Source organism: Ahniella affigens, from assembly GCF_003015185.1.
Taxonomy (GTDB): Bacteria; Pseudomonadota; Gammaproteobacteria; order Xanthomonadales; family Ahniellaceae; genus Ahniella; species Ahniella affigens.
Genome location: NZ_CP027860.1, coordinates 3,759,529 through 3,776,394, shown reverse-complemented (window position 1 = coordinate 3,776,394; position 16,866 = coordinate 3,759,529). Strand labels below are relative to the sequence as shown.

Annotated in this window: 8 protein-coding genes and 1 riboswitch; of the genes, 5 read left to right on the top strand and 3 right to left on the bottom strand. The window is 60.9% G+C overall.

Features of this window, described 5'->3' with window-relative positions:
* Positions 1-42: 42 nt before the first annotated feature.
* Positions 43-290: riboswitch (cobalamin riboswitch) on the top strand.
* A 307-nt stretch (positions 291-597) separates the two neighbouring features.
* Entirely contained in the window at positions 598-2,895 is a 2,298-nt protein-coding gene (locus tag C7S18_RS14575) for a ribonucleoside-diphosphate reductase subunit alpha (RefSeq protein WP_106894044.1), read from the top strand.
* Complete coding sequence (locus C7S18_RS14570; RefSeq protein ID WP_206207907.1) at positions 2,892-3,902, top strand: ribonucleotide-diphosphate reductase subunit beta; 1,011 nt, start codon at positions 2,892-2,894, stop codon at positions 3,900-3,902. The genes C7S18_RS14575 and C7S18_RS14570 overlap by 4 nt, the downstream gene beginning before the upstream one ends.
* Before the next feature lie 633 nt (positions 3,903-4,535).
* Here C7S18_RS14570 and C7S18_RS14560 read toward each other — a convergent pair.
* Complete coding sequence (locus C7S18_RS14560; RefSeq protein WP_106892255.1) at positions 4,536-6,218, bottom strand: hypothetical protein; 1,683 nt, start codon at positions 6,216-6,218, stop codon at positions 4,536-4,538.
* 526 nt (positions 6,219-6,744) lie between these two features.
* Positions 6,745-7,761, bottom strand: coding sequence for a class I fructose-bisphosphate aldolase (locus tag C7S18_RS14555; protein ID WP_106892254.1), 1,017 nt, complete (start codon positions 7,759-7,761; stop codon positions 6,745-6,747).
* A 156-nt stretch (positions 7,762-7,917) separates the two neighbouring features.
* Here C7S18_RS14555 and C7S18_RS14550 point away from each other — a divergent pair, with 156 nt between their 5' ends.
* From C7S18_RS14550 to C7S18_RS14540, 3 genes are all read left to right on the top strand, one after another.
* A complete protein-coding gene (locus tag C7S18_RS14550) occupies positions 7,918-8,493 on the top strand; it encodes an ECF-type sigma factor (RefSeq protein ID WP_170113280.1) in 576 nt (191 codons plus the stop codon).
* Positions 8,483-11,200, top strand: a complete 2,718-nt coding sequence (locus C7S18_RS14545; protein ID WP_106892252.1) for a serine/threonine-protein kinase — start codon at positions 8,483-8,485, stop codon at positions 11,198-11,200. The genes C7S18_RS14550 and C7S18_RS14545 overlap by 11 nt, the downstream gene beginning before the upstream one ends.
* 113 nt (positions 11,201-11,313) lie before the next feature.
* Entirely contained in the window at positions 11,314-14,622 is a 3,309-nt protein-coding gene (locus C7S18_RS14540; RefSeq protein ID WP_106892251.1) for a beta-propeller fold lactonase family protein, read from the top strand.
* A gap of 336 nt (positions 14,623-14,958) precedes the next feature.
* On the opposite strand, the gene parE is transcribed toward C7S18_RS14540, so the two are convergent.
* Positions 14,959-16,845: a DNA topoisomerase IV subunit B gene (gene parE / locus C7S18_RS14535; protein WP_106892250.1), complete on the bottom strand. Its 1,887-nt coding sequence runs from the start codon at positions 16,843-16,845 to the stop codon at positions 14,959-14,961.
* Between the last annotated feature and the right edge of the window lie 21 nt (positions 16,846-16,866).

Sequence of the window (16,866 nt, the reverse complement as noted above, 5' to 3'; positions counted from 1 at the left end):
CAAAAACCACAACATTCTGTTGACGTGCTCTGTCAAAACACAATATCTTGTTTGGGCTGATGGTGCTCCAACCGGCCAGGTTGGAGCTGAAAAGGGAATCCGGTGTGAATCCGGAACTGCCCCGCAGCGGTAATCGGGAACGAAACAGTTCATTGGCACTGGGTTCCTGAGCAAGGCGCAAGGCTTTGCTCAGGGTCATCTGGGAAGCGAACTGGAGTAGGTGGCGTTGGCGCTTGCAAGCGCCCGCTGTGCCCGTGAGTCCGAAGACCTGCCTCAGCCCGGTCAATGGCCGGTCTCGGCTCGACGTTCCGCGGGGAACTCGGCAGGTCGGCGTCTTTTGCGCGTCTGTCTGCAGATTCTTCCAGAACGATCGGCTTGCCCGCGGGGGCAGCGCGCCGGAGTCCTCGCTCATGCCAACTGCCACCGTCTGGGCAGTTTAGGTGTGACTGTGGACATTCGTCGCTGATTCCCGCTCCGAAACCATGGAGCATGCTTATGTCGTCAACGCTGGAACATTCTCTCACTGCAGAACGCGCGGCTGCGGCCGGCAACGTGCATCCGCCGCTCGAGCTCAACGCACCGTATGCGCCCAACACCATGCGAGTGACCAAGCGCGATGGCCGGCAGGAGCCGGTCGATGTCAGCAAGATCGTGCGGGCGATCGGTCGCTGCGCCGATGGTCTGCATGACATTGATCCGATGCGCGTCGCCCTGAAGACTATTGCCGGGATTTTTGATGGGGCCAGCACGCGTGAACTCGATGAACTCGCGATCCGCACCGCTGCTGCGCTGACGGTCGAAGAGCCTGAGTATGCGCAGTTGGCTGCGCGCCTGCTGGCGGGTGTGATCGACAAAGAAGTCAGTGGCCAAGGCGTGCATTCATTTTCGCAATCGATCCAGTTGGGCTTTGATCTGGGGCTGATCGGCGAGCGCTTGCTGCGCTACGTGCAGCAGCACTCGCGCAAGTTCAACGATGCGGTTGATCCGAGGCAGACTCGGCGCTTTGAGTACTTTGGTTTGAAGACCGTGCATGATCGCTACTTGCTCAAGCATCCGCGCACACGCCAGGTCATCGAAAGTCCGCAGCACTTCTTCTTGCGGATCGCGGCGGCGCTCACCACACAGCCTGCGGAGACGCTTGCGCTGTACGAGCGCATGAGCCGTCTCGACTATCTGCCGAGTTCGCCGACGCTGTTCAATGCCGGCACCCGTCACGAGCAACTGTCCTCGTGCTTTCTACTCGACTCGCCGGCGGATGATCTGGCGGCGATCTACACCAAATATGCCGATGTGGCACAGTTGTCCAAGTTCTCCGGTGGCATCGGAATAGCTTACAGCCGCGTGCGCTCGCGCGGCTCGCTGATTCGCGGGACGAATGGTCAGTCAAATGGCATTGTGCCGTGGTTGAAGACCTTGGACGCATCGGTGGCTGCCGTCAATCAAGGCGGCAAGCGGAAGGGCGCATGCTGCGTGTATCTGGAGACTTGGCACGCCGATATTGAAGAATTTCTCGAACTCCGGAACAACACCGGTGACGAATCGCGTCGAACGCATCATCTCAACCTCGCCCATTGGGTGCCCGATTTGTTCATGCGTCGCGTGGAGCAGGATCAGCCCTGGTCCTTGTTCGATCCCCGCGACGTGCCCGAGCTCCCTGATCTGTGGGGCGACGCGTTCAATGCTGCCTACGAACGCGCCGAGCGTGCCGGGCTCGCCAAATCAAGCCTTCCGGCGCGCGTGCTCTATGCCCGAATGATGCGGACCCTGGGCGAGACGGGCAATGGTTGGATGACGTTCAAGGATCGCGCGAACGCGACCGGCAATCAGACGGCATTGCCCGGCAACGTCATCCACCTGTCGAATCTGTGTACCGAGATACTGGAGGTCAATAGCAGCGACGAAACCGCGGTCTGCAATCTGGGCTCCATCAATCTGGCCCAGCACGTCGGCGACGATGGTTTCGACTTCGACAAGCTCGCCGAAACCGTTGCGATTGCGGTGCGCCAACTCGACGCGGTCATCGACCTCAACTTCTATCCGATCGAATCGACGCGCCGATCCAATGCGCGCTGGCGCCCGGTCGGGCTCGGTGTCATGGGGTTGCAGGACGTGTTCTTTCAGTTGCGGCTGCCATTCGATTCGGATGCGGCCAAGCAACTCTCGACCGACATCGCCGAGGCGATCTATTTTCACGCGTTGCAGGAATCGGTCGAATTGGCAGCGGCGCACGGCGCGCATCCCGCATTCGCAGAAACCCGATTGGCGCGCGGTGAGCTACATCCAGAGTTGTTTGCCGGGATCAAGCTCGATACGCCGCGTTGGCAAGCGCTGCGTACAGCGATCAAGGAACATGGGCTGCGCAACGCCTTGCTGATTGCGATCGCGCCGACGGCCACGATTGCATCGATCGCGGGTTGCTATGAGTGCATCGAGCCGATGGTGTCCAATTTGTTCAAGCGCGAAACGCTGAGTGGCGATTTCCTGCAGGTGAACCGCTACCTGGTGGCCGAACTGAAGCGGCTCGGATTGTGGACGGAGGCGATCCGTGATGCGATCAAACGCGCCGACGGTTCGATTCAGGGTATTGCTGGCATTCCGGATCCGTTAAAGACGATCTATCGCACGGCTTGGGAGTTGCCGCAGCGGGCGTTGATCGATCTTGCGGAAGCGAGGGCCGCCTACATCGATCAGAGCCAGTCGCTGAACTTGTTCCAGGCGAATCCCAATATTGGAACCTTGTCGTCGATGTACATGTATGCCTGGAAGTCCGGGCTCAAGACGACTTACTACCTGCGTTCGCGACCCGCGAGCCGCATTGCCCAAACGAAAGTGGCGCCGGTCGAGGCGGTTTACTGCTCGTTGGAGAACCCAGAATTGTGCGAGGCCTGCCAATGAAGACCGCTGATCTGCTCGACCCTGGGTTCAATCTGAGCCTGCGGCCCATGCGCTACCCGAGCTTCTATGAGCGCTACAAGGCCGCGATTCGGAATACCTGGACCGTCGATGAAATTGATTTCGCGATCGATCTCAATGACCTTCGGAACAAACTTGGCCCGGCCGAGCAACACCTGATCGAACGCTTGGTGGCCTTCTTCGCGACTGGCGACACGATTGTCGCCAACAACCTCGTGCTGAATCTGTATCGCCACATCAATGCGCCAGAAGCGCGCCTGTATCTGTCTCGGCAGTTGTACGAAGAGGCGCTCCACGTGCAGTTCTACCTGACACTGCTCGATGCCTACTTGCCCGATCCCGAGCGTCGGGCTGAAGCGTTTGCGGCGGTCCATCATGTGCCGTCGATTGCGCAGAAGGCAGCGTTTTGTCAGCGCTGGATTGATTCGATCGCCAGTCTGGATCGGCTCGATACCCGTGCGGCAAAACAGCAGTTCCTGTTGAACCTCACGGGGTTTGCCTGCTGCGTCGAAGGCTTGTTCTTCTTTGCAGCATTCGCCTATGTGTATTTCCTGCGTTCGCGTGGTCTGCTGCCCGGGTTGGCGGCGGGCACGAACTGGGTATTCCGCGATGAGTCGATGCATATGGGCTTCGCGTTCGAGGTGATCGACACCATCCGCGATGAGCAGCCGGATCTGTTCGATGCTGAGTGGCATGAATCCGTCCGGGCCATGATCGAGGAGGCGGTGCACTGTGAGCTGGCGTTCGCCGAGGATGTACTCGCCGGCGGCGTTGTTGGATTGTCGCTGAAAGAGATGCGGCAGTATCTCGAATACGTGGCCGATCAGCGTTTGCAGCAACTCGGCCTGATGCCCATCTATGGCGCGAGCAACCCGTTCCCGTTCATGGTGGCGCAGGATGTGCAAGAGCTCGCCAATTTCTTTGAACGCAAAGTCAGTGCCTATCAGGTGGGCGTCAGTGGCGAGGTGCGGTTTGACCACGCGTTCTGAGTCGTTGCACGGCTCTTTCAGCGTCTATGCTCACGATGGGCGTACGCGATGCGGTCGACGCGACTGACTTCCGGACGCATTAATGGGCTTCAAGGAATGTGTTCCAAGGTCGTACTCAACACTCCAAGAAACCCATTCCTGGTCGTCGGTCCAGCTAGCCAGATAGGCCGCGAGTTCAGGCAGTGATTGGTCCAACAGAAGTGTTCGGGCAACTGCTGCCTCGGCTTGGGGAACGGCATGCACCCTGATCGACAGTCGTTCATCTGACAACAGCGGACGCGTCACGCTGAGGACCTGGATGGCTCCGCCCTGGCGCAGTTTGTCTGCGTAGGCTCCCGACCAAAAGGTGTCCCGCCAAGAAAAACTCAGCCGTAGGAGGCTGAGACAAAGTGCGTCCTGTAGCGGCGCGGAGATCTGCTCTGCGCCAAGCGGATAGGCGTAACCCTTGGGAAGCTTCTCCTTCGTGGTGGTGGGGATCAAGATCATAGGTGCCAAGACTACCAGTAGCGCTTAATCATGCCGTTTGCTCGCGAATCATCCACGCAATGATGCAGTTGCCACGGCACTCGGTCAGGTTGCCGTGACAGCGCAGATGCAGCAGCGGTTCATTCGGCCAGCAGGCTCGCCTCACGGCTACCAAGCCGCCGCCGCTGCACCATTCCAGTTCGGATCAGAAATCACTCGGAGCGCGGTATCGATGTTCTGCATCGAGCGGTTGAAGTCGCCGCTGTTCGAACTGCTGGTGTAGGTCGCGCTGGTGCCAGTACTCGCTGTTGCCCCTGGGCCGCCCGCGCGGTTGTAGGCGGCAAGTCCGGCGGCGAGATCGCCCCAAAATCCGCGCGAGTTGGTTGCCGCAGCGGGGCGTAGGCGGGAGCAGGCATCGAACAGGTTGGTGCGGGCGTAGAATGAACTTGCTTTGAAGGCTTGCTTGCAGATCGCATCGGCGTCGCCCGCAGCAATCAGCGTCGTGGCGGCGGCGTTCTCGGCGTCCTCGGCGGCGGCACGCGCTGCCCGCTGCCGATCTTCCTCGGCCCGGGCTGCCTCCCACGCCGCGTAGCGTTCGTACGCGGCTTGTTGATCGGCGAGCACGCGATTCCAGAGCTCGGTGGCGCGCTGATTCTGAATGTACGTGATCGCGTTGTTGGCGGCATCCAAGCTGGCGTAAGTCTCCGGCAGCATGCTCATGGTCATGTCACCGGTCACTTCCACCTTATACGGTAGCACTCGGAACTGACCATCGCGTGTTTCCGCGACTGCCGCAATGAAGGTGGCCTCATACGGGTTCCAATGGACCGACTTGTAGCGATCGCTGGTGAACCGTCGCAGTCTTGGTTCCTCAATCGACACCTTGGGTGACCCGTCGGCACCAGCCCACATCGCGACCCAGCCACGCAGATCACGCCGACACGCCGCGCCGAGCTCCGCTTCGCATGGGTTGCCGCGGCCGTATTGATTCAGAATGGGCGCGAGGCCAATCAGATCGGCCGGGAACTGTTCGCCGCGCTGCATGGGCAGTGGTCGGTGCAGCTCGCGCCCACCTTCGCCGATCTTGTTCTTGACCGAGAACACAATGCGCCGACTCGCGCCGCCGAGAAAGCGGCTGGTGTCGGACATCGTCTCGTCGTAAGCCGTGGTGTGTAGCGCTAAGTTGTCGAGCACCGGCGAGAGCTTCTGGAACGCATGATCGGTGATGATGAAGCGCTTGCCTTCGGGATCTGCCACCACGAAGTAGTCACCATAGGCATAGGCGGTGCCGATGGCCTCGGTGAACGGCTGCACGCGGCCATCTGCGGTAATGCCACCGAATGATCCGGCGATCGGATAGACATCGCGGAAGGTGCTGAACTTTGGGAACTCGGTCGAGCCGAATCCGCCCATGTGCGTGCCAAGCCAATTGTCCCACCCACGCCGTCGGGCCGAAGTCGTAATGGCGCGATAGGGCGTCTTGATCGGTTTCGTCTTACCGTCGATCCGGTGAATCGTATAGGTTTTCTGTCCCGCATCGCGGCGTGCATAGACTTCAGTCGAGATGACGACGACGTCACCACCGGTCTTGACCTTGCCGACGATCTTGCCATTGGCGTCATAGACCCCTGTGACCCACTCCGAACTGGCTGACAGGTTGTACGTGTGTGCGCCCTCATAGCGACTGCCGCGGACCGACACGACTTTGACGCAGGCGTCGTGGTCGAAGCACACCTCACCGACGGCTGTGTTGCTGATGTCGCTGCGCGGCATTCTGCCGGCCAGTGCGGCGCTGCACCCGATGAGCAACACGGTGAATAGGGCGCAATGCGCGAGTCTGGATCCGATCATGGCGAAACCCTCCGCAGGGACTGACCTGACGTCAGCTTAACGCGGCCATGCGTTGTTTTTACCCACCTGATTGAGGGGGCGGTGCCGAGAGCGCGGGCGGTAGTGAATGGAACAATGACGCCGGCCGCAGCGACCCGAAACCCGGCCCGGATCAAGTCCGGGCCGACGAGAGGTTGGGTTTGCCACTGTCGGGCCCAGGACTTGCGTCCAGATTACTCGCGGTAAGTAGAGCGCATTGTGATTTGCTTGCGGCGTTCGCCACTCGACTTCTCGACTCCAGGTCGGATTTGAAGCGACAATCTGACTCAATGCCTGACGTACCCAGCCTGACGCGGTCGCCGAGCCGCACCGCAGACTGGGCCAAAGCTAACAGAAAACACCATTCGTCACCCCGGACTTGATCCGGGGTGAGTTTCGACCTAGCGATACCTGCCGTGGTCGCGATCGAGAAACCACAGCAATCGTTATGGCACAAAAAAACCGGGCCGAAGCCCGGTCTTTTCTTGAATCACCTGCAACCGCGAGATCAGCCAGCCAGATCCGGTGACCAGCGGCCGAGTGCGGCCATGCCGTTCTCACGCGCGCGCATGGCGACAATCTTCTGGGCCGCGGCGACGTTGCCGACGATGTCCTGCGACCACAACTTGAGCGCGGCCGACTGCATGGCGCGACCATACGAGAACGACAGCGGCCACGGGTGCGGACCCATCTGGTTCATCTCGTTCAGGTGCTGGGTCGCGTCGAGGTCCGACTGGCCGCCCGACAGGAACACGATGCCCGGCAACGTGGCCGGGACCGTGGCGCGCAGGCAGCGGACCGTGGCCATCGCGACGTCTTCAACGCTGGCCTTGTCGGCGCAGTCCTTGCCCGGCAGCACCATGCTGGCCTTCAGGATCGTGCCTTCGAGCCACACATTGTGTTCGTACAATGTCGCGAACAGCGCGCGCAGCGTGGCTTCGGTCACGTCAAAGCACGTGTCGATGTCGTGCGAGCCATCCATCAGCACTTCGGGTTCGACCATCGGCACGATGCCGGCTTCCTGGCACAGCGCAGCGTAGCGGGCGAGTGCGTGGCAGTTGGCGTCGATGCAAGTTGAGCTCGGCATGTCGTCGCCGATAGCGATGACCGCGCGCCACTTCGCGAACTTCGCGCCGAGGCGGGCGTATTCGTTCAGGCGATCACGCAGGCCATCGAGACCTTCGGTGACCACTTCGCCCGGGTAGCCAGCGAGCGGCTGCGGGCCCTTGTCGACTTTGATACCCGGCAGGATGCCGTTGTCGAGCATGACCTTCGTGAACGGCACGCCGCTCTTCGTGGACTGGCGGATGGTTTCGTCGAACAGAATCGCGCCGGAAATGTGGTCCGACAGGTTCGGCGTGGTCAACAGCAATTCGCGGTAAGCGCGGCGGGTTTCTTCCGTGCATTCGATGCCAACGGCATCAAAACGCTTCTTGATCGTGCTGTTCGATTCATCGATGGCGATGATGCCTTTGCCTTCTGCCACCATGGCGAGGGCAATTTCTTCCAACTGTTCGATACTCATTGCGGGGCTCCGAAATTCGGTAAAAAGCGCCATATTGTAGCAGCAGGGGCGGCCGTCAGCCGGTGCACTTGCCAAGCCGGGCCGTCTCGGTAAGCATTTGAATCGACAAGGGTCTGGCGTCTGGCCGACCTGATTGACTGCTGGATTCCTGCCGCTGTGAGCGCCAAACCTGCCTCGCCTCTCCGATTGACCGAACTTCTGGCCGCCTGGCAAGGCGGCCAAAATGGCGCATTCGGCCAAGCGTTTGCGCTGGTCTACGAGGAGCTGAAGCGGATTGCCAGTCAGCGCCTTCGGCAGTCCGGCTCGGACCTGACGCTGTCGCCCACGGCACTACTGCATGAGGCCTATCTGCGCGTGGCTGAGTCGGATGTGGTGTTCAAGAATCGCGCGCATTTTTTTGCCGGGATGAGCTTGTACATCCGCTCGGCTTTGGTGGATCACGCCCGAGCGCGTACGGCGGCCAAACGTGGGGGCCTGGACATGCTGGTCAGCTTGTCTGAAGCCCAAATGGGCGAAGAGGCCATGGTCACCGAGTTGCTCGCGCTCGACCAATCACTGCAGGCCCTGGCAGCGCTGGACCCGCGTTGTGCCGAGGTCATGCATCTGCTGTGTTTTGCCGGGCTCGACCGCGAAGAGATTGCGGATGTCTTGACCGTGTCATTGGCCACGGTCGATCGCGACCTGCGCTTTGGTAAGGCCTGGATTCGCGAGGAATTGGCCGGTGGACGCTGAGCGCTACGCACGGATTCGCGAATGGTTTGACGCGCTTCGTGATCTTGATTCAGCCGAACGTGCCAAGCGGCTGGCCGAAGAGCCAGATCCCGACGTCCGGGCGCGCGTCGAAGCGTTGCTTGGGCGCGATACGGTTGGGCCGGCGGCAGTGCCCAAATCAGTTGGTGGGCTGTTGGGCGTGCTCGCCGAAGAAGCGCCGAAGGCGGGCGATGCGATCGGCGCCTGGACGTTGATGCGCGTACTCGGGGAAGGCGGCATGGGCACCGTGTTCGAAGCCCGACGCAGCGATGGGCACTTCGATCAGACTGCGGCGCTGAAAGTGTTGAAGGGCCTGCCCAGTGCGACGGCACTCAGCTTCTTGGCGCGCGAACGGCAGATCTTGGCCGGGCTGTCGCATCCGAACATCGCGCGCTTGCTCGACGGCGGCGCGACACCGGGCGGACACCCGTATTTCGTCATGGCGATGCAAGAAGGCATGCCGATCGATCAGTACGTGGCATCCCGGCAGTTGCGTGCTACCGATATCGTCCGGTTGTTGCTGCCAGTCTGCGCCGCGATCGGCTACGCCCACTCGCGCCTGGTCATTCATTGCGACCTGAAGCCCGCCAACATTTTGGTCGATGTGAATGGCCAACCATGCGTGCTGGATTTCGGCATTGCCCGACCGCTCGCAGACGCCGCGAAACCGGCCGATACCGACATGCAAGGCGTAACGGCGCGCGCGTATACCCCAGGTTTTGCGAGCCCTGAACTGGAGGCCGGCGAGGGCATCGGGGCCGCTGCGGACCTGTTCAGTCTCGGTCGCATGTTGGCCGTTTTGGTCGGTCGCGACGCCTTGCAACAGCACCCGGATTTGGACGCCATTGCAGCCAAAGCGAGTCACCCTGATCCGCAGCGCCGGTACCAATCGGTTGCGGCGTTTGAAGCGGATTTGCAGCATTGGCTGGGGCATCGCCCGGTCAGTGCCCGCGACGGCGCAGTGTCTTATCGGACGCGGCTTTGGTTGCGCCGACATTGGACCGGAGCGCTCGTCGCGACACTCGTGCTGGCGTTGATTCTGGGTTTTACCCTCAACACGATTCGCGAGCGCGATCGAGCGTTGCTTGCCGAGCAGACCGCCAAGGCCGAGCGCGACCGCGCGCTGGCTGCTGAGTCGCGCGCCAAGCAGATCAGCGAATTCGTCGTATCGATGCTGGACGGCGCGAACCCGGATGCCGGAACCGGTGAGGTGCCGGTCAGCAAACTCGTCAGTGAGGCACTGAAGCGAATCGATACCGAACTCGACGGCCAAGCGGAAGTGCAGTCCGAGCTCTACGGCACGCTGGGTCGTGCGCTACGGCTGCTCGGCAACAATAAGGAGGCCGGCGCGGCACTAGAGAAAGCCGTGGCGCTGGCGCGAGAGATCGATCGTCCGCTCGTTTTGGCCGAGCAGCTGACCGAACTGGCGCGCTACCGCCTTGCGGTGGTCGACAGTGCGGCGGCGGAACTACCAGCCCGCGAGGCATGGCAGATTTATCATGCACAGCCGGATGTGGCGCTGGATGTTCGGATGGCGGCAGCGATGGAACTCGCCGTGATCTTGAGCAATCTCGGCAAGCCGGAGAGCACCGAACTCCTCGATCAGGTCCTCGATACGCTTCGCAAAGAGGCGCCGGGAAGCGCGCAATACACCGACGCACTCGACATGTTGGCCGGGAATCGGATCAGGTTTGATCGCAACGCTGAAGCCGAGGCGCTGTTACGCGAGAGCCTGGCGATCCAGATCAAGCAAGGGCGCGGCGATGACGAATCGAGCATCACGACGCGCGAGATTTTGGGGCACGTGCTGTCTGATCTGAATCAGTCGGAAGAAGCGGAACACATGATGCGCGACGCATTGGCGCTGCGGCGAAGCAAAATGGGCGAGGACGACCCGCATATTCCATGGCGCCTCGTCGAGTTGGCGCGCGTGCTCGACAATCATGGTCGTTCACTCGAAGCACTCGGCTACTACGCTGAGGCACTGAAACTGGCAGAGGCCAAGATTGGCGCCGACACGGTGACCTATGCGGTCATGCTGAACGGGCAAGCGATGTCACTGCAACGTGCTGGCGATGTTCAGGCTGCCGAGCGCGTGTTTTCGGAAGCCGTGCGGATTGCACGCAAACATTGGGGGGACGCGGACCAGGGCACGGCCCGTCTCGTTGGCAACGCGGCCCGCCTGCAATTGCAACTCGGCAAGCTCGATCAGGCATGGCACATGGCGAGCGAGGCCGAGCGCATTTGGGCGAAGCAGTTTCCGGCCGACCACAGTGACGTGACTGAAACCCGTGCCACATTGGCGCGCATCGCCTGCGCAGCCGGGCGTGTGGCGGAATCCCGGAGCATGCTTCAGCAGATCGACGCCGCAGTGAAGGAACCGCCACCAGGATTACGTCGACTCGCCGAGCGTGCGTTGGCCTGTCTGGCTGAGCGAAGCGGTGATCTGGACGCGAGCCTGGCGCATCTGCTGGCGGCGGAAGCCGCTGATCGTGAACGCTTCACCAGCAAGAACCCGCAAATCTGGCTGGGGCAGCTCGATCGGATTCAGCTCTTGATCCGCCGGAATCAGCCGGGCGATCGCGCTGAGGCCCGCCAATTGGCTGAGACGGTTCTATCGAATGTTGACGCGGCCCTGGTGCCCAATGCGCCGCAACGCGAGGTTCTGAAGCGATTGATCGAATCGTGACAAACACCGGCTCGCAATTTCGCTAAGGCAAGGAGAGACCTCGAATCCGGCTGTAGTTCGACCGGGTTGAGGCCAGGTGCCGATAGGGCGCCAATTGCCTGCTGGAGCCCGCGATGAATCGGTTCATTGATGTTGTTGCTTGCCGTGCCTTGTTCGGCGCCGTCCTGTTTTGGTGCAGCGTGGCGGCGGTTGCTGAGCCGTTTATGTTTGTGCCCGTCAGTGGCTACAACCAAGTCGCCGTCATCAACCTGCCGACAGAACTGGAAGTGGCGAGGTTCGCGGTCGGTGTCGGGCCGCGCGGGCTTGCGGTGAGTCAGTCGACCGATCGCGCCTACACGGCGAATTGGGGTAACAACACGGTATCGGTGATCGACACGGTCGCCTTTTCCGTGATTGCGACGATCACCGTTCAAAACAACCCCAGTGCCGTGGCAGTGAGTCGCGATGGCTCGCGGGTCTATGTGACGAACCTCAGCAGCAATTCAGTGTCGGTGATCGACGCCGGCACGAACACCGTTATCGCCACTTGGTCAGTGCCCGACTCGCCGATCGATCTGGCACTGACACCGGATGGCAGTCGATTGTTCGTCAGCCGAGGTGGTGGGCCGATCCTGCACGTCTTTGATACCGCGACGGGCGCTGTTCTGGGGCAACCGATCACGTGCAACTACGGCAACTTCCTTGCGATGCATCCCGATGGCAAGCGGGTGTTCGCAAGTTGCTATCAGGCGAATCGCGTTGTTTCCATCGACACCCAGACGCTGACGAAGGTCGATGATTTCGCGGTCGCTGATTGGCCGGCTGGCATGAGCTTCAGTCCCGATGGCCAGCGCCTGTATGTGGTTCGCCGTGATGCCTCGCGACTCGACACGCTCGCGCTGCCTGGTGGGCAAGTGCTCGGCAGTGTCAGTGTGACGTCGGGCAGCTTTTCACGATCGTCTGCCGTTGCGATTTCGCCCGATGGTTCGCGTGCTTTCACGACTGAGCTGTATGGTCCGCACGTGTCGGTCGTGAATACCGCCACCCAGGTGCAGACCAAGCAGCTGAAGATCGGGAACGGTTTCGTGGGGCCGGAGATGTTTGCCTACGGCGTACTGATTGGCGGACGGGGTTCGTTGACACCGCCGGTGATCGGAGTCGCCACCGCTGGCGATCAGAGTGTGAGCGTGCAGTTTGCGCCGCCGATGTACTACGGCAGCAGTCCGATCACCTCGTACCGAGCGACTTGTGGTTCGCAGATTGCCACAGGTACCGCGTCTCCGATCAATGTGACCGGTCTCACGAACGGCGTGCCAGTGCGCTGCACGGTGCGCGCGACGACCGCGCTTGCGAACAGCGGCGAGTCGGCGCAGTCGAACGAAGTTACGCCCAATGTGCCGGCGCCACCACCCACGGTGCCGCCGGCGCCGGTCTTGCTTAGCGTCACGCCCGCGCCCAATCAGGCTCAGGTGGCATTCGAACCAATTACCGGCATCATTGATCCAGTCATCGAGTATCAGGCGAACTGTCCGCCTGCATTGCACGTCCCGACTGGTCAGACCAGTCCGCTGACGGTCTTGTCGCTGAGTAATGGCGTGACCTACAGCTGTCGCGTTCGCGCCCGAAACATCAACGGCTGGGGGGACTACTCGAATCTGCTGACCGTCGTGCCGGCCGATCGCCCCTTCCCGCCGGTTCCGCTGTCGGCCGTCGGCGGGATTGGCGCGCTGACGCTGAATTTTCTGCCACCGACGAGCAATAACGGCTCGGCCGTTCTGGACTATGAGGCGACGTGTGGCGCGATCGTCGTGACGAACACGGCGAGTCCAATCGTCGTCACGGGATTGCTAAATGGCATCACGCACACCTGCACACTCCGAGCGCGGAACGTAGTGGGCTACTCCAACCCATCCACCGAGCTATCAGCGCTCGTCGGCAAGGTGCCAGGAGCGCCGACCATTACCGCCGTCACACCGGCGCCCAGTGCGCTGCTTGTGGACTTTTCTGCGCCAACTTCAGATGGTGGTTTGCCTATTACGCGCTATGTCGCGACGTGCGGGAGCCAGACGGTCGATGGCACCGCGAACTCGCTGCTCGTATCGGGTCTTGGCAACGGCATTGCAGTGAACTGCGCGGTCCGAGCCGAGAACGCGCTGGGGCTTGGGCCATCTTCCAACCAAGTGGTCGGCTCGCCGCGAGATGTTCCCAATGCGCCGGGCATCGCACTGGTGGAAGTGTTCTCGCAGCAGCTGTACATCACGCTTTCCGCGCCGGCTGACAACGGTGCGCCAATTCAGGAATATATTGCCCGCTGCGACAACGGGCTGGTGGTCCACACGGGTAGCCCACAGCCGGCGGTCAATATGACCGGGCTCACCAATGGGCAGACCTATTCCTGCACGGTTGAAGCCATCAATGCCGTCGGTGCATCGGCGCCGTCCGCGCCGTTTGTCGGCACACCGGCCGGGCCGCCGAGTCCACCGACCCTGCAGTCGCTGCAACCAGGCGATGGCTCTTTAACGTTCAAGTTTTTGCCGCCGGCAAACAACAACGGTGGGCCGATTCTGCAATACCAGTTTGTTTGTGTCCGGGTCGCGTTGGGCGACACTGTGTTCATCACGGTGCCCAACCAAGCGTCGCCGTATACGTATACGGGGCTACTTCCGCGCGAACCGCATGAGTGCTGGATTCATGCCCAGAGCGTTGGCGGCAGTTCGGCCCGATCGAATCGAATCACCGCAACGCCATTGACGAATCCGGGCGCACCGGTATTGACGTCCGTGCAGGCACAACCTGGCGGCGCGAACCTGGTGTTCAATCCACCAACTGATGATGGCGGTGGTGACATCGTGTCGTATGAAGCAAGCTGTGATCCCGGTCCACTGACAGCGACTGGAACGGCGTCGCCGATATTGGTGCCGAGTTTGGTCGACAACCGTACGTATGTCTGCCGCGTGCGTGCCAGTAATGCCGTATTGACCGGGCCGTATTCTGAGCCAATCGCGGTGATCCCTGGTACGCAGGGCATGACGGCGAATTTGGCAATCACAAAAACCAATGGCGCAAGCTTCATCAATGACGGTGACTTCGTGAACTACGAGATCGTCGTGACCAATCCGGGCCCGAATGCCGTGGTGGGTGCCCTGGTGTCGGATCCGCTGGGGACCGACTTTCAGAGTGCGATCTGGCAGTGCAGCGCGCAAGCTTTTGCCCGCTGTGTGAGTTCCGGAACCGATGGGCTGCAGCAGCGCGTTGATCTACCCGTGGGCAGTTCGGTGACCTATCTGTTCTCGGCAATGCCGATGTTCGGACCTTCGACACCGATTTCGAATATCGCGTCCGTGACGCCACCAGATGGCGTGACCGACCCGAATCTCGCCAACAATGTTGCGAGCGATGGGCCGGATATCCGCGGGATCTTCAAGGATGGGTTTGAGAACTAGTCGTGTGATGGTCCATACGTGTTGTGGGATTGGCGTATGCTTTGGACCAGGCTTGTTGCAAGCCTGGTTCGGGCCTGAAGGCCCTCCTACAAAAAGCAACGGACCTCGCCGCAAGTGCGGGCCGGAGCAATGATTTTTGTAGGAGCGGCTTCAGCCGCGAACCAATCTAGCCGCACGATTGTTCGGGCCTGAAGGCCCTCCCACAAATGGCTTGCGGCAAGATTGGTTGGGGCCTGGAGGCGCTTCCCAAAATAGGCAGCAGGTTTTGTCGCAAGCCCGGTCTGGAACGATGGTTTTGTGGGAGCGGCTTCAGCCGCGAACCAAGCTTGCGGCAACTCACACTTCAATCGTTGCCAAGTCGCCCTTCGTCTCCAACCATTCCTTGCGGTCCGAGGCACGCTTCTTCGCGAGTAGCATGTCCATCATCTTGCGGGTTCCGTCATCGTCCTCAATCGTCAGCTGCACCAATCGGCGCGTATCGGGATAGATCGTCGACTCGCGCAGTTGTGACGGATTCATTTCGCCCAGACCCTTGAAGCGGGTCACGCTGACCTGGCCGCGAATCTTCTCGCGTTCGATCTTCTCGAGCAGAATGCGCTTCTCATCTTCATCGAGCGCATAGAACACCTGCTTGCCCACATCAACGCGGAACAACGGCGGCATGGCGACAAAGATGTGGCCCGCACGCACCAAGGCCGGGAAGTGGCGGAGGAACAACGCCGTCAGCAAGGTGCCGATATGCAAGCCATCGGAGTCCGCATCGGCCAGGATGACAATCTTGCCGTAGCGAAGACTATCGAGCTTGTCCGAGCCCGGATCGCAGCCAATTGCCACCGCGAGATCGTGCACCTCGTTAGATGCCAACACGCCGGATGATTCCACTTCCCAGGTGTTCAAGATCTTGCCGCGCAGCGGCAGAATGGCCTGGAAGTCCTTGTCGCGCGCCTGCTTGGCCGAGCCACCGGCGGAGTCACCTTCGACGATGAATAGTTCAGTGCGCGACAAATCCTGCGAAATGCAATCGGCCAATTTGCCGGGCAGGGCGGGGCCTTGCGTGATCTTCTTGCGGACCACGACTTTGTCTTGTTTCAGACGTGCCTGCGCGCGTTCAATCGCCAGTTGCGCGATGCGCTCGCCGAGATCGGTGTGCTGGTTCAGATAAAGCGAGAACGCATCGTGCACCACTGACTCGACAAAGCCCGCAGCGCCGCGTGAGCTCAGGCGCTCTTTCGTTTGCCCCGAGAATTGCGGGTCCTGGGTTTTGTACGACAGCACAAAGCTCAACCGATCCCACACGTCTTCTGGCGCGAGCTTGACGCCGCGCGGCAGCAGATTGCGGAAATCGCAGAATTCGCGAAGCGCTTCGGTCAGACCGGTGCGCAAACCGTTCGCATGCGTGCCGTGTTGAACTGTCGGGATCAAGTTGACGTAACTTTCCTGGATCAACTCGCCTTCCGGGGTCCAGACCACGGCGCAATCGCATGCGTCGGTGTCGGTCTTGCGGCCGCCGACGAACACGTCCGGCGGCAGCATTTCCTGACCTTGCAGCATCGCGCGCAGATAGTCGGCCAGACCGTCCTCGTAATACCACTCGTGTTGCTCGTTCGCCGCCTCGTCAAACAGCTTGACTTTGAGGCCAGGGCAGAGCACCGCCTTCGCGCGCAAGACATGCTTCAGACGTGGGATCGAGATCTTGGGCGAGTCGAAATACTTAGCATCCGGCCAAAAGCGCACGCGTGTGCCGGTTTGCTTTTTCGGGCAGGTGCCGATCGTTTTCAGCTTACTGATCCGATCGCCATCGGCGAAGTCCATCTGATAGATCTGACCGTCGCGCTGAATCTTGACCTCGACGCGCTTTGACAGTGCATTCACGACCGACACGCCCACACCATGCAAACCACCCGAGAACTGGTAGTTGCGATTCGAGAACTTGCCGCCTGCATGCAGCCGGGTCAGGATCAGCTCGACGCCGGGAATGCCTTCTTCCGGGTGAATGTCGACCGGCATGCCGCGGCCATCGTCGGTCACTTCGACCGAACCGTCGGCAAACACCGTCACCTCAACCGTGCGGGCATGCCCAGCCAAGGCTTCGTCGACCGAGTTGTCGATGACTTCCTGCGCCAGATGGTTCGGACGCTGGGTGTCGGTGTACATACCCGGCCGGCGTTTGACCGGATCCAGACCAGACAGGACTTCAATATCGGCGGCGTTATAACGACTCATGAGCGCACGAAAGAGGGTTCA

Excerpts from the sequence above, each read along its gene's own strand:
- C7S18_RS14575 (WP_106894044.1), top strand. The coding sequence starts at position 598 with ATGCGAGTGACCAAGCGCGATGGCCGGCAGGAGCCGGTCGATGTCAGC.
- C7S18_RS14570 (WP_206207907.1), top strand. The coding sequence starts at position 2,892 with ATGAAGACCGCTGATCTGCTCGACCCTGGGTTCAATCTGAGCCTGCGG.
- C7S18_RS14560 (WP_106892255.1), bottom strand. The coding sequence starts at position 6,218 with ATGATCGGATCCAGACTCGCGCATTGCGCCCTATTCACCGTGTTGCTC.
- C7S18_RS14555 (WP_106892254.1), bottom strand. The coding sequence starts at position 7,761 with ATGAGTATCGAACAGTTGGAAGAAATTGCCCTCGCCATGGTGGCAGAA.
- C7S18_RS14540 (WP_106892251.1), top strand. The coding sequence starts at position 11,314 with ATGAATCGGTTCATTGATGTTGTTGCTTGCCGTGCCTTGTTCGGCGCC.
- parE (WP_106892250.1), bottom strand. The coding sequence starts at position 16,845 with ATGAGTCGTTATAACGCCGCCGATATTGAAGTCCTGTCTGGTCTGGAT.